Source organism: Pseudomonas sp. SZ40, from assembly GCF_052958135.1.
Genome location: NZ_JBQWIF010000012.1, coordinates 16,700 through 38,713, shown reverse-complemented (window position 1 = coordinate 38,713; position 22,014 = coordinate 16,700). Strand labels below are relative to the sequence as shown.

General features: G+C 64.6%; 19 protein-coding genes. 13 read left to right on the top strand and 6 right to left on the bottom strand.

The features are described from left to right. Positions 1-15: 15 nt before the first annotated feature. Positions 16-1,932 carry a beta-ketoacyl synthase gene (locus tag ACT9T4_RS11885; protein WP_499117093.1) on the top strand — a complete coding sequence of 639 codons (1,917 nt, stop codon included), beginning with the start codon at positions 16-18 and terminating at the stop codon, positions 1,930-1,932. 327 nt (positions 1,933-2,259) lie between these two features. Here the strand turns inward: ACT9T4_RS11885 and cysQ are convergent, their stop codons facing one another. Then, positions 2,260-3,099: a 3'(2'),5'-bisphosphate nucleotidase CysQ gene (gene cysQ / locus ACT9T4_RS11880; RefSeq protein ID WP_499117091.1), complete on the bottom strand. Its 840-nt coding sequence runs from the start codon at positions 3,097-3,099 to the stop codon at positions 2,260-2,262. Then, positions 3,096-3,662, bottom strand: coding sequence for an ADP compounds hydrolase NudE (gene nudE / locus ACT9T4_RS11875; protein WP_042555074.1), 567 nt, complete (start codon positions 3,660-3,662; stop codon positions 3,096-3,098). The genes cysQ and nudE overlap by 4 nt, the downstream gene beginning before the upstream one ends. 134 nt (positions 3,663-3,796) lie before the next feature. Here nudE and yrfG point away from each other — a divergent pair, with 134 nt between their 5' ends. From yrfG to urtB, 6 genes are all read left to right on the top strand, one after another. Then, on the top strand, positions 3,797-4,465 hold the full coding sequence (gene yrfG / locus ACT9T4_RS11870) for a GMP/IMP nucleotidase (RefSeq protein WP_042555073.1): 669 nt from the start codon (positions 3,797-3,799) through the stop codon (positions 4,463-4,465). A gap of 317 nt (positions 4,466-4,782) precedes the next feature. Then, positions 4,783-6,579, top strand: a complete 1,797-nt coding sequence (atzF, locus tag ACT9T4_RS11865) for an allophanate hydrolase (RefSeq protein ID WP_499117088.1) — start codon at positions 4,783-4,785, stop codon at positions 6,577-6,579. A 73-nt stretch (positions 6,580-6,652) separates the two neighbouring features. Next, entirely contained in the window at positions 6,653-10,279 is a 3,627-nt protein-coding gene (gene uca / locus ACT9T4_RS11860) for an urea carboxylase (protein ID WP_499117086.1), read from the top strand. A gap of 1 nt (position 10,280) precedes the next feature. Next, positions 10,281-11,003 (top strand): GntR family transcriptional regulator, encoded by a 723-nt coding sequence (locus ACT9T4_RS11855; RefSeq protein ID WP_499117084.1) that lies wholly within the window; start codon positions 10,281-10,283, stop codon positions 11,001-11,003. Positions 11,004-11,064: 61 nt separating this feature from the next. Continuing rightward, positions 11,065-12,330 (top strand): urea ABC transporter substrate-binding protein, encoded by a 1,266-nt coding sequence (gene urtA, locus ACT9T4_RS11850; protein WP_042555069.1) that lies wholly within the window; start codon positions 11,065-11,067, stop codon positions 12,328-12,330. Between the two features lie 133 nt (positions 12,331-12,463). Further along, on the top strand, positions 12,464-14,035 hold the full coding sequence (gene urtB, locus ACT9T4_RS11845; protein ID WP_499117081.1) for an urea ABC transporter permease subunit UrtB: 1,572 nt from the start codon (positions 12,464-12,466) through the stop codon (positions 14,033-14,035). 80 nt (positions 14,036-14,115) lie between these two features. Here the strand turns inward: urtB and ACT9T4_RS11840 are convergent, their stop codons facing one another. Beyond that, positions 14,116-14,616 (bottom strand): hypothetical protein, encoded by a 501-nt coding sequence (locus ACT9T4_RS11840; RefSeq protein WP_499117079.1) that lies wholly within the window; start codon positions 14,614-14,616, stop codon positions 14,116-14,118. A 38-nt stretch (positions 14,617-14,654) separates the two neighbouring features. On the opposite strand from ACT9T4_RS11840, the gene urtC reads away from it, so the two are divergent. From urtC to ACT9T4_RS11810, 6 genes are all read left to right on the top strand, one after another. Continuing rightward, positions 14,655-15,743, top strand: coding sequence for an urea ABC transporter permease subunit UrtC (gene urtC / locus ACT9T4_RS11835; RefSeq protein ID WP_499117077.1), 1,089 nt, complete (start codon positions 14,655-14,657; stop codon positions 15,741-15,743). Continuing rightward, positions 15,740-16,579: an urea ABC transporter ATP-binding protein UrtD gene (gene urtD / locus ACT9T4_RS11830; RefSeq protein WP_042553851.1), complete on the top strand. Its 840-nt coding sequence runs from the start codon at positions 15,740-15,742 to the stop codon at positions 16,577-16,579. The genes urtC and urtD overlap by 4 nt, the downstream gene beginning before the upstream one ends. 150 nt (positions 16,580-16,729) lie before the next feature. Next, positions 16,730-17,428: an urea ABC transporter ATP-binding subunit UrtE gene (gene urtE, locus ACT9T4_RS11825; protein ID WP_179539268.1), complete on the top strand. Its 699-nt coding sequence runs from the start codon at positions 16,730-16,732 to the stop codon at positions 17,426-17,428. Positions 17,429-17,714: 286 nt separating this feature from the next. Continuing rightward, the gene (locus tag ACT9T4_RS11820; RefSeq protein WP_042553849.1) at positions 17,715-18,476 is read left to right on the top strand and encodes an SDR family NAD(P)-dependent oxidoreductase; all 762 of its coding nucleotides are present in this window, start codon (positions 17,715-17,717) and stop codon (positions 18,474-18,476) included. A gap of 47 nt (positions 18,477-18,523) precedes the next feature. Then, on the top strand, positions 18,524-19,042 hold the full coding sequence (locus ACT9T4_RS11815; RefSeq protein ID WP_179539269.1) for a GNAT family N-acetyltransferase: 519 nt from the start codon (positions 18,524-18,526) through the stop codon (positions 19,040-19,042). Further along, entirely contained in the window at positions 19,039-19,569 is a 531-nt protein-coding gene (locus ACT9T4_RS11810; protein ID WP_499117074.1) for a GNAT family N-acetyltransferase, read from the top strand. Before ACT9T4_RS11815 ends, ACT9T4_RS11810 begins: the two co-directional genes overlap by 4 nt. Here the strand turns inward: ACT9T4_RS11810 and ACT9T4_RS11805 are convergent, their stop codons facing one another. From ACT9T4_RS11805 to ACT9T4_RS11795, 3 genes are all read right to left on the bottom strand, one after another. Beyond that, on the bottom strand, positions 19,570-19,836 hold the full coding sequence (locus tag ACT9T4_RS11805; protein WP_042553846.1) for a DksA/TraR family C4-type zinc finger protein: 267 nt from the start codon (positions 19,834-19,836) through the stop codon (positions 19,570-19,572). A 132-nt stretch (positions 19,837-19,968) separates the two neighbouring features. Beyond that, entirely contained in the window at positions 19,969-20,832 is an 864-nt protein-coding gene (locus ACT9T4_RS11800) for an isocitrate lyase/PEP mutase family protein (protein ID WP_042553856.1), read from the bottom strand. Between the two features lie 204 nt (positions 20,833-21,036). Then, the gene (locus ACT9T4_RS11795; RefSeq protein ID WP_042553845.1) at positions 21,037-21,792 is read right to left on the bottom strand and encodes a substrate-binding periplasmic protein; all 756 of its coding nucleotides are present in this window, start codon (positions 21,790-21,792) and stop codon (positions 21,037-21,039) included. Positions 21,793-22,014: the final 222 nt, after the last annotated feature.

Sequence of the window (22,014 nt, the reverse complement as noted above, 5' to 3'; positions counted from 1 at the left end):
TGAAGGAGTGTCCGCGTGAAGTCTCGTTTGCCTGTGATCGTCGGTTTCGGTGGCTACAATGCCGCCGGCCGCAGCTCCTTCCACCACGGTTTCCGCCGCACGGTGATCGAATCGCTGGACGAACAGGCACGCCGCGAAACCCTCATCGGTCTGGCCGTGATGACCAAGCTGGTACGCGTGGTCGACGGCGCCTATCAGAGCCACGACGGCGAGCCATTGTCCGGCGTGGAGATCGAGCGCCGCTATGCCGAGCAGGTACTGGCCTCCACCCTGGTGCGCCGCATCGAGAAACAGCACCTCGACCCCGACGCAGCCCACTGGCACAAGAACATCGCCCTGAACGGCGAAGGCGGCAGCCTGACCTTCATCAGTACCCGCAAACAGCTGCCCGAGCCACTGCCAGCCAACTGGTCGGTCGACGAGCTCGATGGCAACGAGGTGCGCGTCACCCTGCACGACACCTGTGAATTCAAGGTCGACAGCTACCGCGCCCTGCCGGTGAAATCCGCGGGCCAGCTGCCAACCGGCTTCGAGCCGGGCGAACTGTACAACTCGCGCTTCCACCCCCGCGGCCTGCAGATGGCCGTGGTCGGCGTCACCGACGCCCTGCGCGCCACCGGCCTGCCCTGGCAGACCATCGTCGACCAGGTCGCGCCGGACGAAATCGCGGTATTCGCCGGCAGCATCATGAGCCAGCTCGACGAGAACGGCTTCGGCGGCCTGATGCAGTCGCGCCTCAAGGGCCATCGCGTCAGCTCCAAGCAACTGGCCCTGGGCCTGAACACCATGCCCGCTGACTTCATCAACGCCTATGTGCTGGGCAGCGTCGGCACCACCGGCAGCATCACCGGCGCCTGTGCCACGTTCCTCTACAACCTGCAGAAAGGCATCGAGCAGATCAATGCCGGCACCGCGCGGGTAGTGATCGTCGGCAACAGCGAGGCGCCGATCAACGCCGAGTGCATCGAGGGCTATGGCGCCATGGGCGCACTGGCCACCGAAGACGGCCTGCGCCTGATCGAAGGCAAGACCGACACGGCCCAGGGTGACGTCGACTTCCGTCGCGCCAGCCGCCCGTTCGGCGACAACTGCGGCTTCACCCTGTCGGAAGCCTGCCAGTTCGTGGTGTTGATGGACGATGAGCTGGCCCTGCAACTGGGTGCCGACATCCACGGCGCCGCCACCGATGTGTTCATCAACGCCGACGGCTTCAAGAAATCCATTTCCGCGCCCGGCCCAGGCAACTACCTGACCGTCGCCAAGGCCGTGGCCAGCGCCGTGCAGCTACTGGGTGTCGATGCCGTGCGTCAGCGCAGCTTCGTACATGCCCACGGTTCAAGCACCCCGGCCAACCGGGTCACCGAGTCCGAACTGCTGGATCGCGTAGCAGCGGCTTTCGCCATCGACAGCTGGCCGGTGGCCGCGGTCAAGGCGTTCGTCGGCCATTCCCTGGCAACCGCCAGTGGCGACCAGGTGATCTCCGCGCTGGGCACCTTCAAGTACGGCATCATTCCTGGCATCAAGACCATCGATGAAGTGGCTGCGGACGTGCACCAGCAGCACCTGAGCATCAGCAACGTGGACCGTCACGACCAGCGCATGGACGTGTGCTTCATCAACTCCAAGGGTTTTGGCGGCAACAACGCCAGCGCCGTGGTACTCGCCCCCCACGTGGTCGAGCGCATGCTGCGCAAGCGCCATGGCGAAGCGGCGTTCAGCGCCTACCAGCAGCGTCGCGAGCAGACCCGCGTGAATGCCCGTGCCTACGACGAGCAGGCAATGAAGGGCCAGCTGGATATCATCTACAACTTCGGCAACGACCTGATCGACGACACGCAGATCGATATCGGCAGCGAGCAGATCAAGGTACCGGGCTTCGCCCAGCCGCTGGTGTTCAAGCAGGATGATCGCTACCGCGACATGCTCGACTGAGGCATAAGCCACCATCCCCGCAGGAGCGTCGCCCCCGGCGCCAACGGTTGTGGCCATGCCGCGTTTTTCGCGCCGGCCAGACGATTCGCCGCGAGGTCGCGGCTCCTACACAAAGCGCATCGCCACAACCCCGTAGGAACGTCGCCCCCGGCGCGAACGATTGTGGCCATGCCGCGATTTTCGCGCCGGCCAGACGATTCGCCGCGAGGTCGCGGCTCCTACACGAAGCACATCGCCACAACCCCGTAGGAGCGTCGCCCCCGGCGCGAACGGTTGTGGCCATGCCGCGTTCTTCGCGCTGGCCAAATGGCGGTTGCCGGGGTTGCGCTAATTAGCTGGGGTGAGCCGCTTGGCTTGCTCGACCAGCACCGCGCGCCACTCGACGTCAGCTGGCAACGCCAGGAAGAAGGGGTTGAGCAGCGACTCCCTCGCCTCATAGCGCAGCGGCTCGCCCTGCAGCGTCAGCACCACACCACCCGCCCCCTCCAGCACGCCCTGCGCCGCAGCGGTGTCCCACTGCGAAGTGGGTGCCAGGCGCGGATAGAAGTCGGCGCTGCCTTCGGCCAGTTGGCAAAATTTCAGCGAACTGCCGACGCTGACTCGCTCGATATCGCCAAAACGCGCAACCAGCGCAACCAGCGCAGCCAGCAATTGCTCCTGCAAGGCGCTGCCATGCCGGCGGCTGGCGACCACGGTCAGACCACTGGCGGGGGTTTCTCGTACGACGATCGCCTGCGGCTCCTCACCCGGCTCAGCGCGCCAGGCGCCCAGGCCGCTGCCGCCGTAATAGACAACGCCCGAGGCAGGAATGCCGACCACCCCGAACACCACCTGCCCACCCTCGATCAACGCCACGTTGACGGTGAACTCCTCGCTGTCGGCGATGAATTCCTTGGTGCCATCCAGTGGATCGACCAGCCACCAGCGCGCCCAGAGAGCACGTTCACTCAGGGCAATATCGGCATCCTCTTCGGACAGCACGGGAATGCTCGCATCCAGCGCCTGCAGGCCATCGGCGAGGATGCGATGGGCGGCCAGATCGGCGGCGGTCACTGGCGAGGCATCGGCCTTCTCGACCACCTGAACACCCTGGCGCCAGTACGGCAGAATCGCGGCACCCGCCTGCTGCACCAACGCCAGCACGGCAGGCAGTAACGGATGGCTCATCGGCTCAGTTCCCCACGCTGCTCCAGCAGATCGCGCACCAGATACAGGGCCGCCAGAGCGCGGCCTTCGCTGAACTGCGGATGCTGAATCAGGGCGGACAGCTCACGCAGACTGACTTTATCCACGCGCAATGGCTCCGGTTCGTCGCCGGGCAGTGTTTGTGGATACAGATCGCGGGCCAGTACCACCTGGATCTTCTGGCTCATGTAGCCGGGAGACAGGCTCAGCTCGGTCAGATGCTCCAGCTTGCGGGCCCCGAAACCGGCCTCTTCCTGCAATTCTCGATTGGCGGCATCGAGTACATCCTCGTCCGGCTCGATCAATCCCTTGGGCAGGGAGATCTCGTAGTCGCCAGTGCCGCCGCAATATTCTTCGACCAGCAGGACGTGCTCGTCATCCACCATGGCTACGATCATCACCGCACCGTGCCCGGTGCCTCGCCCGACCAGCCGTTCGTATGTGCGCTCGGCACCGTTGCTGAAGCGCAACTGGATTTCCTCGACACGGAACAGGCGGCTGCTGGCGACGATTTCTCGGGCGATGACGGTGGGCTTCTGACGCATGGGTGAGTCCTGCTGCTGGGCTGACCGGAACAGTTATCATACCGCGCCTGCCTGGATTGTCTGCGCTCTAAAAGCGCGCACTGACGACCAGCGAGCACCGTTCGCCCATTTCTACCTTAGAGAGCCGCCCCGCCATGAACCTGCCCTGGTCCGAGATCGACACCGTACTGCTGGACATGGACGGCACCCTGCTCGATCTGCATTTCGACAATCACTTCTGGCTCGAGCACCTGCCGCAGCGTTATGCCGAGCACCATGGCGTCAGCCGTGCCCTGGCCGATGCCGAGCTGCAACCGTTGTTCGTCAAGCACGCCGGCCAGCTAAACTGGTACTGCACGGACTTCTGGAGCCGCGAGCTGAACCTGTCGATCCGTGACCTCAAGCGTGAGGTCGCCGACCTGATCGCCCTGCGCCCGGACGCCGACACCTTTCTCGCCGCCATCCGCCAGGCCGGCAAACAGGTGGTGATGATCACCAACGCCCACCGCGACTCGCTGTCCCTGAAGCTGGAACGCATCGAACTGGCGCCCTACTTCGACCGCCTGATCAGCTCCCATGATTACGGTTTCCCCAAGGAGGACGCGCAGTTCTGGTTCGCCCTGCAGCAGGACCTGCCCTTCGATCCGGCGCGCAGCCTGTTCATCGACGATAACGTGCCGATCCTGCGCAGCGCCCAACGCTTCGGCGTGAAGCACCTGCTGGCGGTGCTCGAGCCGGATAGCCGCAAGGGCGTGAAGGACACCGAAGAGTTCGAGGCCGTGCGGGATTACCGGGCGCTACTGAACGGGCTGAGCGGCTGGTGAGTGGCGATAGCAGCCTTTCGTAGTCGGGGGACAATTGGTGGGCTAAAGCCCACCCTACGGCTAGATGCGCGGCTGTAGGGTGGGCTTCAGCCCACCAAACCGAAGGTCCGCTATCGCCTTATTCCTGCCCCTTATCCCATCTCACACCATACCGGTCGCCTGCGCACCAAAAGGCTTCAGCGCGGCTCCGCTACGGTGCAGGAATAGTCCTAAAAACCCCCCTTATAAAATAAAATTCATAAAAATCAGTTAGTTAAAAACTGGCACCGCTCTTGCTCTAGTAATTCCAACTTGGATACAAGATGGAATCTCAGAGCATGTCCAACGCCTCCTTCGCTTTTACCCTCGCCGACTGGCAACAGGCTTACCGTGATGCCGCGCAACCAGCGGAACTGCTGCGTGACCTGCTCGCGCAACTGAGCCGTGACGACAACGCCTGGATCTGTCTGGCCAGCGCTGCCCAGCTCGACGCCCAGTTGAGCCATCTGCAGGCCCTACTCGACAAGGCTGAAGGCCAGCAGGACAAGCTGCCGCTGTACGGCGTGCCGTTCGCCATCAAGGACAACATCGACGCCGCAGGCTGGTCCACCACCGCCGCCTGCCCCGAATTCGCCTATGACGCCGAGGCAGATGCCACCGTGGTAGCGCGCCTGCGCGCCGCCGGGGCCATCCTTATCGGCAAGACCAATCTCGATCAGTTCGCTACCGGTCTGGTCGGCACCCGCTCGCCCCACGGCGCGGTCGCCAACAGCTTCAATCCGCAGTACGTCAGCGGCGGTTCCAGCTCCGGCTCGGCCAGCGTCGTCGCACGCGGCCTGGTGCCGTTCTCCCTGGGTACCGATACGGCCGGCTCGGGCCGAGTGCCAGCGGGCTTCAACAATATCGTCGGGCTCAAGCCGACCAAGGGCTGGCTACCGAACACCGGCCTGGTACCGGCGTGCCGTACCGTGGATTGCATCTCGGTGTTCGCCCTCACGGTCGGTGACGCCGAAACCGTCGCCTGCCTCGCGGGCGGTTACGACGCCGAGGACGGCTACTCGCGCCGCAATCCCAACAGCGCACCTGTCGGCATGAAGTCCGCACCGACCTTCGCGGTGCCGGACAGCCTGGAGTTCTTCGGCGATACCCAGACCCAGGCCGTGTTCGAGCAGGCGCTGGGGCAGCTGAAAAGCCTTGGTGTGACCCTCAAGACCATCGATTTCAGCCCCTTCCGTGAGCTTGCCGAGCAGTTGTACTACGGCCCCTGGGTCGCCGAACGTACCGTCGCCGTGGAAGGCGTGCCGGTGGAGCACCTCGATCCGGTGGTACGCGGCATCGTCGATAGCGGCCACCAGTACAGCGCCTGCGACGCCTACAAGGCCGAGTACCTGCGCGCCGAATTGAGCCGCAGGATCAACGACGCGCTGGCAGGTGTCGACGCGCTGGTGGTGCCGACTTCTCCGACCATTCGCAGCCTCGATGAAATGCGTCAGGAGCCGGTGCTGTTCAACAGCCAGTTCGGCACCTACACCAACTTCACCAACCTCGCCGACCTTTCTGCTCTGGCACTGCCCGCCGGCCTGCGCGACGACGGCCTGCCCGCCGGCATCACCCTGCTCGCCCCCGCCTGGCATGACCTGGCCCTGGCGGCTTTCGGCAAACGCTGGCAGGCCAGCCTGGAGCTGCCGCTCGGCGCCACCGGTCGCGCGCTGCCACCGCAAACCCCGGCCACGGCTGTGCCTGTCGGCAGCGTGCGAGTCGCCGTGGTAGGCGCACACCTGACCGGTATGCCGCTGAACTTCCAGCTGACCACCCGCAACGCGGTGCTGGTCGAGCAGACCCTGACCTCGCCGGACTATCGCCTCTACGCCCTGGCCGGCACCGTGCCGCCCAAACCCGGCCTGGCGCGCAGCAGCGACGGCACCTCGATCATCGTCGAGCTGTGGGACATCCCCCTGGCGCGCTTCGGCGAATTCGTCGCCGAAATCCCCGCGCCGCTGGGTATCGGCAACCTGACCCTGGCGGGCGGGCGCAGCGTGAAGGGTTTCATCTGCGAGCCCTGGGCGCTGGCCGATGCCCGAGACATCACCAGTTTCGGTGGCTGGCGCGCCTTTATCGCCAGCACCAAGAAGTGAGCAGTGCCCTCTCCAGCAAAGGAGAGGGAGCGACTAACGACCTGCCGCCGAATCTGCCTGGAGAAACAAACCGATGTTCCATACCGTACTGATCGCCAACCGTGGCGAGATCGCCGTCCGCGCCATCCGCACCCTCAAGCGTCTCGGCGTGAAGAGCGTGGCGGTGTATTCGGACGCCGACCGCAATGCCCAGCATGTACGTGATGCCGACGTGGCCGTGGCGCTGGGCGGTGACAAGGCCGCCGACAGCTACCTGCGTATCGACAAGATTCTCGCTGCCGCCAAGGAAACTGGCGCCCAGGCGATCTATCCCGGTTATGGCTTCCTCTCGGAAAGCGCCGAATTCGCCGAGGCCTGTGAAAACGCGGGCATCGCCTTCGTCGGCCCGACGCCGACGCAGATCCGCGAGTTCGGCCTCAAGCACCGGGCTCGCGAGCTGGCCGCCGACGCGCAGGTGCCGATGGCGCCCGGCACCGGCCTGCTGCAGAGCCTCGACGAAGCCCTGGCGGCCGCCGAAGGCATCGGCTACCCGGTGATGCTCAAGACCACCGCGGGCGGCGGCGGTATCGGCCTGACCCGCTGCGCCGACGCCGTGGCCCTGGCCAGCGCCTATGACGGTGTCAAGCGCATGGGCGAGCAGTTCTTCAGTGATTCGGGGGTATTCCTCGAGCGCTTCGTCGACCAGGCGCGTCATGTCGAAGTGCAGATATTCGGTGATGGCAAAGGCCGCGTGGCAGCCCTGGGAGAGCGCGACTGCTCGCTGCAGCGGCGCAACCAGAAGGTGGTCGAGGAAACCCCGGCACCGAACCTGCCGCAAGCCACCCGCGAGCGCCTGCATGCCGCTGCTGTCGAGCTGGGCGAGTCGGTGAGCTACCGCAGTGCCGGCACCGTGGAGTTCATCTACGACGCCGCTCGCGACGATTTCTACTTTCTCGAAGTGAACACCCGCCTGCAGGTCGAGCACCCGGTGACCGAGATGGTCACCGGCCTGGATCTCATCGAGTGCATGCTGCGCGTGGCCGCAGGCGACGAGCTGGACTGGGTCGCTCTGAGCCGCGCCCCGCAAGGTGCGGCCATCGAAGTGCGCATCTATGCCGAAGACCCGCTGAAGAACTTCCAGCCCAGCCCGGGCGTGCTGACCGACGTGCACTTCCCGGACGACGTCCGTGTCGATGGCTGGGTCAGTACCGGTAGCGAAGTGTCGGCCTTCTACGACCCGATGATCGCCAAACTGATCGTCCACGCCGCCACGCGCGACGAGGCCATTGCCAAGCTACAGAAAGCGCTGGGCGAAACCCGTCTGCACGGTATCGCCAGCAACCTCGACTACCTGCGCCAGGTAGTTGCCGAGCCGCGCTTCCACGCCGCACAGATCTGGACCCGCCTGCTCGACACCTTCAGCTACGCGGCGCAGGTGGTCGAAGTGCTGGAGCCCGGCACTTACAGCAGCGTGCAGGATTTCCCCGGTCGCCTCGGCTACTGGGACATCGGCGTGCCGCCATCCGGGCCGATGGACGACTACGCGTTCCGCCTGGCCAACCGCATCGTCGGCAACCACCAGAGCGCTGCCGGGCTGGAGTTCACCCTGCAGGGCCCGAGCCTGCGCTTCCACAGCGATGCGCTGATCGCCCTGGCCGGTGCTGACTGCCCGGCCGAGCTGGATGGTGAGAGCGTGCCCTATTGGGCGCCAATCGCCATCAAGGCAGGTCAAGTGCTCAAGCTCGGCCGCGCGCAAAGTGGCTGCCGTACTTACCTCGCCGTGCGCGGCGGCTTCGATGTGCCCGTGTACCTGGGCAGCCGCTCGACCTTCGCCCTCGGCGAATTCGGCGGCCATGCCGGGCGCACCCTGCGCACCGCCGACATGCTGGCCATCTCCCAGGACTTGCCCGCCTGCACCACGCCGGCGCCGGTCAGCGAGCCCCAGGCGCTGGATACCAGTCTGGTTCCCGAGTACGGCACGACCTGGAACATCGGTGTGCTCTATGGCCCCCACGGTGCGCCGGACTTCTTCACGCCCGAAGCGATCGAGCAGTTCTTCGCCGCCGACTGGCAGGTGCACTACAACTCCAACCGCCTGGGCGTGCGCCTCTCCGGGCCGAAGCCGAGCTGGACCCGCGCCGACGGCGGCGAAGCCGGCCTGCATCCGTCCAACGTGCATGACTGCGAATACGCCATCGGCGCGATCAACTTCACCGGCGACTTCCCGGTGATTCTCACCAAGGACGGCCCGAGCCTGGGCGGCTTCGTCTGCCCGGTGACCATCGCCAAGGCCGAGCTGTGGAAAGTCGGCCAGGTCAAGCCAGGCGACACCCTGCGTTTTCATCCGATCAGCTTCGAGCAGGCTCAGGCGCTGGAGCAGGCGCAATTGGGTAGCCTGCAAAGCCTAAGCGCGGTCAATGCCGTACAGCTGCCGGCGCCTAGCCTGCAGCCGGGCGACACCGTGTCGGCCACCGTGCTGGCTGAGCTGCCGGCCGATGGCAGCCGCCCGCGCGCGGTCTACCGCCAGGCGGGCGATGCGTACATCCTGCTCGAATACGGCGACAACGTGCTCGACCTGGCGCTGCGCCTGCGCGTGCACCTGCTGATGGAGGCCCTCAAGGCCGAGCCACTCGCTGGCCTGGAAGAGCTGGCGCCGGGTGTGCGTTCGCTGCAGCTGCGTTACGACAGCCGCGTACTGCATCAGCAGGCGCTGCTCGATCACCTGCTGCGCCTCGAGCGCGAGCTGGGCGATGTGGCGAATCTCAAGGTGCCGACCCGCATCGTTCACCTGCCGATGGCCTTCGAAGACAGCGCCACCCTCGCTGCCGTCACCCGTTACAGCGAGACCGTGCGCAGCCAGGCCCCGTGGCTGCCGAACAACGTCGACTTCATCCAGCGCGCCAATGGCCTGGCCAGCCGCGAGGACGTGCGCGATATCCTCTTCGAGGCCAGCTACCTGATCCTCGGCCTCGGCGACGTCTACCTCGACGCGCCCTGCGCCGTGCCGCTCGACCCGCGCCACCGGCTGCTCAGCTCCAAGTACAACCCGGCACGTACCTACACCGCCGAAGGCACCGTGGGTATCGGCGGCATGTACATGTGCATCTACGGCATGGACTCGCCCGGCGGCTACCAGCTGGTCGGCCGTACCCTGCCGATCTGGAACAAGTTCGTGAAGAACCCCCAGTTCGCCAACGGCCAGCCGTGGCTGCTGCACTTCTTCGATCAGGTGCGTTTCTACCCGGTCAGCGAAGCCGAGCTGGACGAATTCCGCGACGCCTTCCGTGAAGGCCGCGCGCAAATCAAGATCGAGCAGAGCACCTTCGATTTCGCCGAATACCAGCGCTTCCTGGCCGACAACGCCAGCAGCATCGCCAGCTTCCAGCAATTGCAGAAGCAGGCCTTCGATGCCGAAGTGCAGCTGTGGCGCGACGACGACGCCGACAGCCACGCCGCGCCCGTTGCCAGCAGCGAGGAGGACGAAGCCGTCGATGGTCAGGTGGTCAGCGCCGACATGTGCGGCAGCGTCTGGAAGGTACTGGTCGAGCCTGGCCAGTATGTCGAAGCCGGTACGCCGTTGCTGGTGGTCGAGGCGATGAAGATGGAGCTGGCCGTGCTCGCACCGGCAGCGGGAACGGTCAAGGCCGTGCGCTGCCAGCCGGGCAAGGCGGTCACCCCGGGCGACGTGCTGCTGATCCTCGACCCGAGCGAGGCGGCCTGACATGCAACTGGTCGACCCGATCAAGCGCGGCAAGGAGCGTCCGGAGAACCTCGCAGAGCGTATCTACGGGCAGCTCAAGGACGACATTTCCGAGTTCCGCCTGCTGCCGGGCGATCGTTTCAGCGAAGGTGAGGTGGCCGAGCGCATGGCCGCCAGCCGCACACCGGTGCGCCAGGCGCTCTATCGCCTGGAGCGCGAGGGTTACCTGGAGGTGTATTTCCGCAGCGGCTGGCAGGTCAAGCCGTTCGACTTCCATCATTTCGAAGAGCTCTACGACGTGCGCATCGTGCTCGAGCTGGCGGCGGTTCGGCGCCTGTGCGACCGCCCGGCGGGTGAAACGCCAGAACAATTGGAAGAACTGCGCCACATCTGGACGGCACCGCCCGAGCAACGCCCGCCAGATGGCCGCGAAGTGTCGCTGCTCGACGAACGCTTCCACTGCCAGCTGGTGGAGGCCACCGGCAACCGCGAGATGGCTCGCCTGCACCGCGAAATCAGCGAAAAAATTCGCATCGTCCGTCGCCTGGACTTCACCAAAACGCCTCGGGTGGAAGCCACCTACGAGGAGCACGCACGCATCCTCGGCGCGATCCTGTCGCGTCGTTGCGAAGAAGCACAGCTGTTGCTGAAGACCCACATAGAGGTCAGCAAGGCGGAAGTGCGCAAGATCACCCTGCACATGCTGCACAACGCCCGCGAGCGGGCCGTACAGGCGCAGGGCTGATGTGGTGTCCCTTGATCCACTGCCAACAACATAAAACTCGTCAGTCAATGGAGATCGTCCTATGCAACGTCGCAGCCTGATCAAGGCCTTCACCCTTTCCGCGTCCATCGTCGCCATGGGCCTGAGCTGGAGCATCCAGGCCGCCGAGACCATCAAGGTCGGCGTCCTGCACTCGCTGTCCGGCACCATGGCCATTTCGGAAACCTCGCTCAAAGACATGGCGCTGATGACCATCGACGAGATCAACGCCAAGGGCGGTGTGCTCGGCAAGCAGCTCGAAGCGGTGGTGGTCGACCCGGCCTCCAACTGGCCTCTGTTCGCCGAGCGTGGCCGTCAGTTGCTGACCCAGGACAAGGTCGCGGTGACTTTCGGCTGCTGGACGTCGGTATCGCGTAAATCGGTGCTGCCGGTCTATGAAGAACTCAATGGCCTGCTGTTCTACCCCGTGCAGTACGAAGGCGAAGAAATGTCGCCGAACGTGTTCTACACCGGCGCGGCGCCGAACCAGCAGGCGATCCCGGCGGTGGAGTACCTGCTCAGCGAAGACGGCGGCGCCGCCAAGCGTTTCTTCCTGCTCGGCACCGATTACGTCTACCCGCGCACCACCAACAAGATCCTGCGCGCCTTCCTGCACAGCAAGGGCGTTCAGGACAAGGACATCGAAGAGGTCTACACGCCGTTCGGCCACAGCGATTACCAGACCATCGTCGCCAACATCAAGAAGTTCTCCGCCGGCGGCAAGACCGCGGTGGTTTCCACCGTCAACGGTGACTCCAACGTGCCGTTCTACAAGGAACTGGCCAACCAGGGCATCGAAGCCACCGACGTACCGGTGGTGGCCTTCTCGGTAGGTGAAGAAGAACTGCGCGGTATCGACACCAAGCCGCTGGTCGGTCACCTGGCCGCATGGAACTACTTCCAGTCGGTGGAGAACCCGGTCAACGAGAAATTCGTCGCCGACTGGAAAGCCTACGCCAAGGCCAAGAAGCTGCCGAACGCCGACACCGTGGTCACCAACGACCCGATGGAAGCCACCTACGTGGGCATCCACATGTGGGCCCAGGCCGTCGAAAAGGCCGGCACCACCGACGTCGACAAGGTGCGTGCCGCCATGGCCGGCCAGGAGTTCGCCGCACCGAGCGGTTTCACCCTGAAGATGGACGAGAAGAATCACCACCTGCACAAGCCGGTGATGATCGGCGAAGTCCAGGACGACGGTCAGTTCTCCGTGGTCTGGGAAACCGACGGCCCGGTTCGCGCCCAGCCGTGGAGCCCGTACATCGAAGGCAACGACAAGAAAAGCGACACCCCGGTGAAGTCGAACTGATCCGACGCGTCAGCTATCAGTAGGAGCCAGCTTGCTGGCGATCGATCTTCAGAGCGACTCACTACTCAAGAGCGATCGCTGGCAAGCCAGCTCCTACGTTCCCCGGTTTTATCGGGCAACCTAGGACATCCCCATGCACAACACCTTTGTCCGACTATTTCTAGGCCTGCTGCTCCTGCTGCCGTTCGTCGCTCAGGCGGGCGAGGCCGACGATTTCGTCGCCGCCAGCCCGGCACAGCAGGCAAAGCTGCTGGAAAGTTGGGCCGCCATGCCCGACCCGAAGCGCCAGCCGCTGCTCGATGCACTGCAGCAGGGCCGCGTGGCTGCGGATAGCGAAAAGACCGCGTTCATCGAAACCAGCGACGGCTACCAGGCTGCCGAGGGTGAAGCATCCCCTGTGGACAACCCGCGCAAATTGCGCCTGAACAATCGCCTGCGTGGCCTGATCGCCAACGCCCAGGCCAGCCATCAGTTGCTTGCCGAAGAGCCGGCACAGCGGCTGAGTGCTGCTGTGCAGTTGCAGAAGAGCGCCCAGCCGGCACAATTGCCCCTGCTCGCCCAGACGCTGGACCGCGAGGACGACGACGTGATTCGCGACGCCCTGACCCTGGCCCTGGCCAACCTGCAACTGGTCGACGCCAACCCTGCGGTGCGCCTCGCTGCCGTGCGCCTGCTCGGTGAAACCGGCGAGCCGCTGGCCCGTACGCGCCTGGAAAATCTGCTGGAGCCCGGCGTGGAAAGCGACGCAGCCGTGCGCACCGCCGCCGAAACCAGCCTGGCGCAGGTCAAGCGCAAGCTGCTGATCGGCGAGCTGCTCGGCCAGGCATTCAGTGGCATGAGCCTGGGATCGATTCTGTTGCTCGCCGCGCTTGGCCTGGCCATCACCTTCGGCCTGCTCGGGGTGATCAACATGGCCCACGGCGAGATGCTGATGCTCGGTGCCTATTCCACCTACATGGTGCAGATCCTCTTCCAGCGCTTCGTTCCCGAAGCCCTGGCGCTTTACCCGCTGGTGGCACTGCCGGTGGCTTTCTGCGTGACCGCCATCATCGGCATGGCGCTGGAGCGCACGGTGATTCGTCACCTCTACGGCCGGCCACTGGAAACCCTGCTCGCCACCTGGGGCATCAGCCTGATCCTGATCCAGCTGGTACGCGTGCTGTTCGGTGCGCAGAACGTCGAGGTGGCCAACCCCTACTGGCTGTCCGGTGGCATCCAGGTGCTGCCCAACCTGGTGCTGCCTTACAACCGCATCGTGATCATCGGTTTCGCCCTGGCCGTGGTGGTGCTGACCTGGTTGCTGCTGAACAAGACCCGCCTGGGGCTCAACGTGCGCGCCGTCACCCAGAACCGCAACATGGCCGCCTGCTGCGGCGTACCCACCGGCCGAGTGGACATGATGGCCTTCGGTCTCGGCTCGGGTATCGCCGGCCTGGGCGGCGTGGCCCTCAGCCAGATCGGCAACGTCGGCCCGGATCTCGGCCAGAGCTACATCATCGATTCCTTCCTGGTGGTGGTACTCGGTGGCGTCGGCCAACTGGCCGGCAGCGTCATGGCGGCCTTCGGCCTGGGCATCGCCAACAAGATCCTGGAACCACAGATCGGCGCCGTGCTCGGCAAGATCCTCATCCTCGCGCTGATCATTCTGTTCATTCAGAAACGTCCGCAAGGCTTGTTCGCCCTGAAAGGGAGGGTGATCGATTGAGCACCATGACCTTCTGCACCGTGGGAGCTGGCCATGCCAGCGACTGCGTCACCACCATCGTTCGCGCGCATGGCGCGCTCCTACAGGCCGGCAGCACGCACTTGAACAACCCGGCGCGCCCAGTGGCAGCTGGCCAAGCCAGCGACTGCGTCACCGCCATCGTTCGCGCGCATGGCGCGCTCCCACAGGCTGGCAGCACTTACTTGAACAACCCGGCGCGCCCTGAGGGAGCTGGCCATGCCAGCGACTGCGTCACCGCCATCGTTCGCGCGCATGGCGCGCTCCCACAGGTCGGCAGCACGCACTTGAACAACCTGGCGCGCCCTGAGGGCGCTGGCCATGCCAGCGACGGCATCGCCGCAATCGTTCGCGCGCATGGCGCGCTCCCACAGGCTGGCAGCACGTACTTGAACAACCCAGCGCGCCCTGAGGGAGCTGGCCATGTCAGCGGCTGCATCCCCACCATCGTTCGCGCGCATGGCGCGCTCCCACAGGTCGGCAGCACGCACTTGGACAACCTGGCGCGCCCTGTGGGAGCTGGCCATGCCAGCGACTGCATCCCCACCATCGTTCGCGCTCATGGCGCGCTCCCACAGGTCGGCTTACAGGGGATTCACCAATGAACGCCGCCAACCAAACGCTACTGGCCCGCGCCAGCCATAAGCTTGGCCCGCAGGTGTCGCTGGCCCTCGGCCTGCTGGTGCTCGTCGTGCTGCTCGCCATGCCGCTGCTGCACCTGCTGCCCGGTGAGCATGCCCTGCACGTCTCGGCTTACACGCTGACCCTGGTCGGCAAGATCCTCTGCTACTGCGTCGTCGCCCTGGCGCTCGATCTGGTCTGGGGCTACGCCGGCCTGCTGTCCCTCGGCCATGGCCTGTTCTTCGCCCTCGGCGGCTATGCCATGGGCATGTACCTGATGCGCGAAGCGGCTGGCGACGGCCTGCCGGCGTTCATGAGCTTCCTCGCCTGGACCGAGTTGCCCTGGTACTGGTACGGCACCGACAACTTCCTCTGGGCCATGTGCCTGGTGGTGCTGGCGCCTGGGCTGCTGGCCCTGGTGTTCGGCTTCTTCGCCTTTCGTTCGCGGATCAAGGGCGTGTATTTCTCGATCATGACCCAGGCACTGACCTTCGCCGGCATGCTGCTGTTCTTTCGCAACGAGACCGGCTTTGGCGGCAACAACGGCTTCACCAACTTCCGCAGCATCCTCGGTTTCGAGATCACCGCAGCGAGCACCCGCGCCACGCTGTTCTTTCTGACCGTCGTGTTGCTGGTCAGCAGCCTGTATCTGGGCTGGCGCCTTGCGCGCAGCAAATTCGGCCGGGTGCTGACCGCCCTGCGCGATGCCGAGAACCGCCTGATGTTCTGCGGCTACGATCCGCGCGGCTACAAGCTGTTCATCTGGGTGCTGAGCGCCGTGCTCTGCGGCCTGGCCGGTGCGCTGTACGTGCCTCAGGTGGGCATCATCAACCCTAGCGAAATGGCTCCGACGCAATCCATCGAGGCCGCCGTGTGGGTAGCGCTCGGCGGGCGTGGCACGCTGATCGGCCCCCTGCTCGGCGCGGGCCTGGTCAACGGCATGAAGAGCTGGTTCACCGTGGCCTTCCCCGAGTACTGGCTGTTCGCTCTCGGCGCGCTGTTCATCGTGGTCACCCTTTTTCTGCCCAAGGGTGTAATCGGCCTGCTCAAACGAGGGGACAAGTCATGAGAAGTGCACCGATTCCGGAAATGCTGATCGACCCGGCAGGCAGCAGCCGCGACGCCATCGGCCTGGGCCAGAGTGCGGGCAGTGGCCTGAACACGCGCCACGGCACCATTCTGACGCTGGAGGACATCAACGTGTCCTTCGACGGCTTCAAGGCGCTGACCGACCTGACGCTGTACATCGGCGTCGGCGAACTGCGCTGCATCATCGGCCCCAACGGCGCCGGCAAGACCACCCTGATGGACGTGATCACCGGCAAGACCCGGCCCAACAGTGGCGTCGCCTACTTCGGCGAAACCTTCGACCTGACGCAGATGAGCGAAGTGCAGATCGCCCAGGCCGGGATCGGTCGCAAGTTCCAGAAGCCAACGGTTTTCGAGGCGCTGAGCGTGTTCGAAAACCTCGAACTGGCACAGAAGACCGACAAGTCCGTATGGGCCAGCCTGCGCGCCAGACTCAGCGGCGAGCAGCGCGACCGTATCGACGAGGTGCTCGCCACCATCCGGCTCGACGCCTCGCGCCAGCGCCCGGCAGGCTTGCTGTCCCATGGCCAGAAGCAGTTTCTCGAGATTGGCATGCTGCTGGTGCAGGATCCGCAGTTGCTGCTGCTCGACGAACCCGTGGCCGGCATGACCGACGCGGAAACCGAATTCACCGCCGAGCTGTTCAAGTCCCTGGCACGCAAGCACTCGCTGATGGTGGTCGAGCACGACATGGGTTTCGTCGGCACCATCGCCGACCACGTCACCGTGCTGCACCAGGGCCGCGTGCTGGCCGAAGGCTCGCTCGACGCCGTGCAGGCCAACGAACGAGTGATCGAGGTTTATCTGGGCCGCTGAGTCGTCGCCCGCAGACAGCGGGAACGACCATGATGGGTAGGAGCCGGCTTGCCGGCGATGCTAGATGTGCCGGCCTCTTCACTGGCAAGCCAGCTCCTACAGGGAAATGAGTTGCTCACGCAGAGCGTGGGAACGATCAAGGGGTAAGCCATGCTGCAAGTCCAACAGCTACACCAGTACTACGGCGGCAGCCACATCCTGCGCGGCCTGTCTTTCGACGTGAAGGTCGGCGAGGTTACCTGCCTGCTTGGGCGCAACGGCGTGGGCAAGACCACCCTGCTCAAATGCCTGATGGGCCTGCTGCCGGCCAAGCAGGGCCAGGTCAGTTGGGAAGGCAAGCCGATCACCGGCTTCAAGCCGCACCAGCGGGTGCACGCCGGCATCGCCTACGTGCCCCAGGGCCGCGAAATCTTCGGCCGCCTGACCGTCGAGGAAAACCTGCTGATGGGCCTGTCGCGCTTTCCCGGCAGCCAGGCCAAGGAGGTTCCGGCCTTCATCTACGAGCTGTTCCCCGTGCTGCTGGAAATGAAACACCGCCGCGGCGGCGACCTGTCCGGCGGCCAGCAGCAACAGTTGGCCATCGGCCGTGCCCTGGCCAGCCAGCCACGCTTGCTGATCCTCGACGAACCCACGGAAGGCATCCAGCCCTCGGTGATCAAGGAAATCGGCGTGGTGATCAAGAAGCTCGCCGCCCGTGGCGACATGGCCATTCTGCTGGTCGAGCAGTTCTACGATTTCGCTGCCGAACTGGCCGACCAGTACCTGGTGATGAGCCGTGGCGAAATCGTCCAGCAGGGGCGTGGCGAAACCATGGAAGCGGATGGCGTACGCGGCCTGGTGGCGATCTAGCAGGCGACTGGACACCCGCCCCGGTGCCCCCATCGAGCCGTCGTCAGGACCAGGCAGTGCGGAAAATGCCCGTCACTGTATCTACGCGCCTCCGATCAGGGCGGTTATCCTTGCCGTCCGCCACCACGCGGTCGTCACCTGCGGGCCAACCCGCAGGCGTTCCCGGAGGCGATGATGCGCGTCGACGAGCCTACCTCGGCACTCGATCAGGAGCTGGACAGTCGCCACGCGGCAGAACCCTGCACCGGCTCAGCGATTCTCACTGACGACAGACAAGAGGCAGAACATGACCAAGGTAGTTTTCATCACCGGTGCCACTTCCGGCTTCGGCCGCGCCACCGCTCGCCGCTTCGCCGAAGCAGGCTGGGGCCTGGTACTCAGCGGCCGTCGCCAGGAGCGCCTGGAAGAACTCAAGGCCGAACTGGAAGCCAAGGTGCCGGTGCATATCGCCACCCTCGACGTGCGTGACGCCACTGCCGTGCAAGCCCTGGTCGACAGCCTGCCTGCACCGTTCGACAAGATCCATGCGCTGATCAACAACGCCGGCCTGGCCCTGGCGCCTGAGGCAGCGCAGAAGGTTGCCCTGCAAGACTGGCACACCATGATCGACACCAACATCACCGGTCTGGTCAACGTTACCCACGCCGTGCTGCCCAAGCTGCTGGAAACCGGCAAGGGTGCCAGCATCATCAACATCGGCTCGGTGGCCGGCGAATGGCCCTACCCGGGTGGCCACGTGTATGGCGCCAGCAAGGCGTTCGTCAAACAGTTCAGCTTCAACCTGCGCTGTGACCTGGTGTCCACCGGCGTACGCGTCACCGACATCGCCCCCGGCATGGCTGAAACCGAGTTCACCCTGGTACGCACCAAGGGCAACCAGGCCGCCTCCGATGCGCTGTACAGCACCACCACGCCGTTGAGCGCGGAAGATATCGCCGAGCAGATTTTCTACGTTGCCACCCTGCCCGCCCATATCAACATCAACCGCCTGGAAATCATGCCCAGCCGTCAGGCCTGGGGGCCGTTCGCCGTCGATCGCGACAAGTAACCTGATCCGGGGCCAATCCACTGGCCCCACTCGACAAGAGACACACCATGCCTGCCGTTATCCGTGATGCCATTGCCGGCGACCTGCCCGCAATCCTCGCCATCTACAACGATGCCGTGCTCAACACCACCGCCATCTGGAACGAACGTCCCGTGGACCTGGCCAACCGCCAGGCCTGGTTCGACGCCCGGGCGGTTCAGGGCTATCCGATTCTGGTGGCGGTCAACGAGGCAGAGGAGGTGCTGGGTTACGCGTCGTTCGGCGACTGGCGGCCGTTCGAAGGTTTCTGCAACACGGTCGAGCATTCCGTCTACGTGCGCAATGACACGCGCGGCCAGGGCCTCGGCCCACTGCTGATGCAGGCGCTGGTCGAGCGAGCGCGCGAGGTAGGCAAACATGTGATGGTCGCCGCCATCGAAAGCGGCAACGGTGCTTCGGTCCGTCTGCACGAGCGCCTGGGCTTCACCATCACCGGGCAGATGCCGCAGGTCGGCTGCAAATTCGGCCGCTGGCTGGATCTGACCTTCATGCAGTTGATCCTGACGCCACAGCGGAGCACGCCATGACCGTGCAGATCCGCCAGCTCGATCAGAGCGCTTTCGACGACTGCCGGCAAGGCCTGATCGCCCTGCTGCTCGATGCCGTAGCCAACGGTGCGTCGGTGGGTTTTCTTGCCGGTATCGATAGGGAGGAGGCCGATCGCTACTTCGGTGAAGTTCGCCACAGTCTGGGCAGCGGCACCTTGGCGATCTGGGTCGCCGAGGATGAGGGGCAACTGCTGGGTTCGGTGCAATTCAGCCTGTGCCTGAAGCCCAACGGGCTGAATCGTGGCGAAGTGCAGAAGTTGCTGGTGCTGAGCGCCGCTCGGCGCCGAGGCATAGCGCGTTTACTGATGCAGCACCTCGAGGCATACGCGAAGGCCTTGCGGCGTGGTCTGCTCTACCTTGATACCGAGGCCGGCAGTGACGCCGAGAATCTCTATCGCGCACTTGGCTATACCTGTATCGGCGGCCTGCCGGATTATGCCTGCGGCCCGGACGGCCAGTACCGCGCCAATACGATCTACTACAAGACCCTCTCTCGCCCCATCTGACTAGCGCAGTTGGCTGTCCTTGCTGCCGCGGCGATTGAAGCCACCGGCCTTGGCCTGCTCGCTGTCTGCCTGAGCCTGACAGTTGACGCACAGCCGCACACCGGGAACGGCCTTGCGTCGCGCTTCGGGAATCGGCGCATCGCATTCTTCGCAGTGGCGAAGGCTTTCACCTGTGGGTAACTGACTGCGCGCGCGCTGCACGGCGTCTTCGATGGTGCTGTCGATCTGTTCCTGCACGGCGCCGTCTTGCGCCCAACCGGTGGCCATATCGCTCTCCCGAAAAGAATACTGCTGACCGGAAGATAGGAGCGTGCAGACGCGATTGGCAAGGGGCAGCCGACGGCGGACTAATCGGCTCGCGTTGCGCGGCCGCTGTCCGGCGTGGCGGGTGAAGCGGGGTTATTCCTTGACGTTCATGAACTCGTCGGCCCAGGCCACGTAATCTTCGGGCTGGGTGTACTTGTGCGACAGCTCGGAAGCGCTGAGGTCACTGGCAGTGGCTTCGCGCTGCTCACGCAGGCAATCGTAGGTCGCCTTGATGGCCGCGAAATAGGCGGCATGACCGTTGACCACGATACGTACACCCAGCTTGGCCAGGCGCGCGTTGTCACGCAGTTTGGGGTTGCCGTAGGTCACCAGCATCAACGGCACGCTGAGGTGTTCGGCGATCTTTTCCAGGTGCTCGAAGTCCTCGACACCCACCATGCAGATGCCATCGGCGCCCGCCTTCTGATAGGCAACGGTGCGCTTGATCACTTCATCGACGCTGAGCACGCCGGCGTTGGTACGGGCGATGATCGCCAGCTCCCGATCGACCCGCGCCTCGAGGGCTGCACGCACCTTGCCGACACCTTCGGCGACGCTGATCAGATCCGTCGACTTGCGGTTGAATTGCGCGGGCAACAGGGTGTCTTCGATGGTCAGCGCGGAGATACCGGCACGCTCCAGCTCGACAACGGTGCGCATCACGTTCAGGGCATTGCCGTAGCCGTGGTCGGCATCGGCGATCACCGGCAGGTTCGATACGCGACCGATGCGGGTGGCCTGCTCGACGAATTCGCTGAGGGTGATGAGGGCGAAATCAGGTGCGGCGAGCACCTGCAGCGAAGCCACAGAACCACCGAGGATACCGACCTCGAAGCCGAGGTCACCAGCGATCCGGGCGGACATCGGGTCGAAGACCGACGCGGTGTGGTAGCAGGCGTCCGAAGCCAGCAGGGCACGGAAAGCGCGCCGCAGTTCATGGTGAGAAGCACGTTGCATGTTCGACATAAGGCATTGTCCAAAACGTCAGATGAATCGGGTGCCCAGCGGCCTTGTTCCGGCCACGTTGAGCGAATTCTCGTGTCTTGCAGCTACCGGCACGGACGCGGAACGACAGCTGCATGGGCTGCCTGCGCGCCAATCGGGGTCTCGGGCCACCGGCCATGGCGGATCCCGCCAGGGAGCAGCAATTATCCCGCCAACTCAGCGCAGGGCCTCGGGCAGCTCTACATCGGGCAGCCACTGGCGGAAAATCGCCGAAAAGCTGCCGTCACGGCGCATTTCCGCCAGCTCGCGCTGCCAGGCAGTGACGATCGCCGGGTCGGTATCCAGGGAGAAGGCGATGTAATACGACGACTCCATGAACACCATCTGCGGCTGCACGTCGGCAGGCGCCAGCTCTGCCGGGGCAAGCATGTCGCGCAGCAGGATGTCCTCCAGCAGGATCAGATTGACCCGCCCATGGGCAAAGATGGTGACCATGGTTTCCGGCGTCGGTACGCCATAAAGGTTCTGCAAACCCTGCTCTTTCAAGACCTCGTAGCTGTACCACTGCTTGGGCACGGCCAGCGGGCCGCTGGCGGCGACGTCCTCGATGCTGTCGACCTGCAGGTTGCGCGACTTCAGCGAGTAGAACCGCACCTTGCCGTGCAAAATCGGGCCGACCCACTGAAAACGCTTCTCCCGGTCCGGCGTACGCATCATGGCGAACAGTGCGACATCCGGGTCACGCTGGGCGATGGTGTAGGCACGCGTCCAGGGCATCATCTCGATCTGCGCCTGGGAGCCGGTGCGGGTAATCAGCTCGCGCACCACATCCACACCAAAACCCTGCAGCTCGCCGTCCTGCATGAACGCGGTAGGCGGGCCAGGCTCGGTAAGGATGCGCAGCCCGGCGTTCGCGTGTGCGCAAAGCAGCGACACGAGCAACAGCACACCGTAGCGACGCAACGGGCCCATTTGGCCATCCCCTAAATGCTTCAATAAAATCAGTTGGCCGAGTACCGGAGCCGGTACCACTGGTTTGTCGACGCAAACCTGACGGCGATGACCGTCAATTTTACCGCAGCGCCCGGTTAATTTCAGCTACCACTGCACCCTGGCCTCTACAAGCGGACAAATTGTCTCACTTTGTCTTGAACCCCCTGACGACGCCGAAGGACTTTGTGGTGATTGCGCCGA

Excerpts from the sequence above, each read along its gene's own strand:
- cysQ (WP_499117091.1), bottom strand. The coding sequence starts at position 3,099 with ATGAGCCATCCGTTACTGCCTGCCGTGCTGGCGTTGGTGCAGCAGGCG.
- nudE (WP_042555074.1), bottom strand. The coding sequence starts at position 3,662 with ATGCGTCAGAAGCCCACCGTCATCGCCCGAGAAATCGTCGCCAGCAGC.
- yrfG (WP_042555073.1), top strand. The coding sequence starts at position 3,797 with ATGAACCTGCCCTGGTCCGAGATCGACACCGTACTGCTGGACATGGAC.
- atzF (WP_499117088.1), top strand. The coding sequence starts at position 4,783 with ATGTCCAACGCCTCCTTCGCTTTTACCCTCGCCGACTGGCAACAGGCT.
- uca (WP_499117086.1), top strand. The coding sequence starts at position 6,653 with ATGTTCCATACCGTACTGATCGCCAACCGTGGCGAGATCGCCGTCCGC.
- ACT9T4_RS11855 (WP_499117084.1), top strand. The coding sequence starts at position 10,281 with ATGCAACTGGTCGACCCGATCAAGCGCGGCAAGGAGCGTCCGGAGAAC.
- urtA (WP_042555069.1), top strand. The coding sequence starts at position 11,065 with ATGCAACGTCGCAGCCTGATCAAGGCCTTCACCCTTTCCGCGTCCATC.
- urtB (WP_499117081.1), top strand. The coding sequence starts at position 12,464 with ATGCACAACACCTTTGTCCGACTATTTCTAGGCCTGCTGCTCCTGCTG.
- ACT9T4_RS11840 (WP_499117079.1), bottom strand. The coding sequence starts at position 14,616 with ATGAGCGCGAACGATGGTGGGGATGCAGTCGCTGGCATGGCCAGCTCC.
- urtC (WP_499117077.1), top strand. The coding sequence starts at position 14,655 with ATGAACGCCGCCAACCAAACGCTACTGGCCCGCGCCAGCCATAAGCTT.
- urtD (WP_042553851.1), top strand. The coding sequence starts at position 15,740 with ATGAGAAGTGCACCGATTCCGGAAATGCTGATCGACCCGGCAGGCAGC.
- urtE (WP_179539268.1), top strand. The coding sequence starts at position 16,730 with ATGCTGCAAGTCCAACAGCTACACCAGTACTACGGCGGCAGCCACATC.
- ACT9T4_RS11820 (WP_042553849.1), top strand. The coding sequence starts at position 17,715 with ATGACCAAGGTAGTTTTCATCACCGGTGCCACTTCCGGCTTCGGCCGC.
- ACT9T4_RS11815 (WP_179539269.1), top strand. The coding sequence starts at position 18,524 with ATGCCTGCCGTTATCCGTGATGCCATTGCCGGCGACCTGCCCGCAATC.
- ACT9T4_RS11810 (WP_499117074.1), top strand. The coding sequence starts at position 19,039 with ATGACCGTGCAGATCCGCCAGCTCGATCAGAGCGCTTTCGACGACTGC.
- ACT9T4_RS11805 (WP_042553846.1), bottom strand. The coding sequence starts at position 19,836 with ATGGCCACCGGTTGGGCGCAAGACGGCGCCGTGCAGGAACAGATCGAC.
- ACT9T4_RS11800 (WP_042553856.1), bottom strand. The coding sequence starts at position 20,832 with ATGCAACGTGCTTCTCACCATGAACTGCGGCGCGCTTTCCGTGCCCTG.
- ACT9T4_RS11795 (WP_042553845.1), bottom strand. The coding sequence starts at position 21,792 with ATGGGCCCGTTGCGTCGCTACGGTGTGCTGTTGCTCGTGTCGCTGCTT.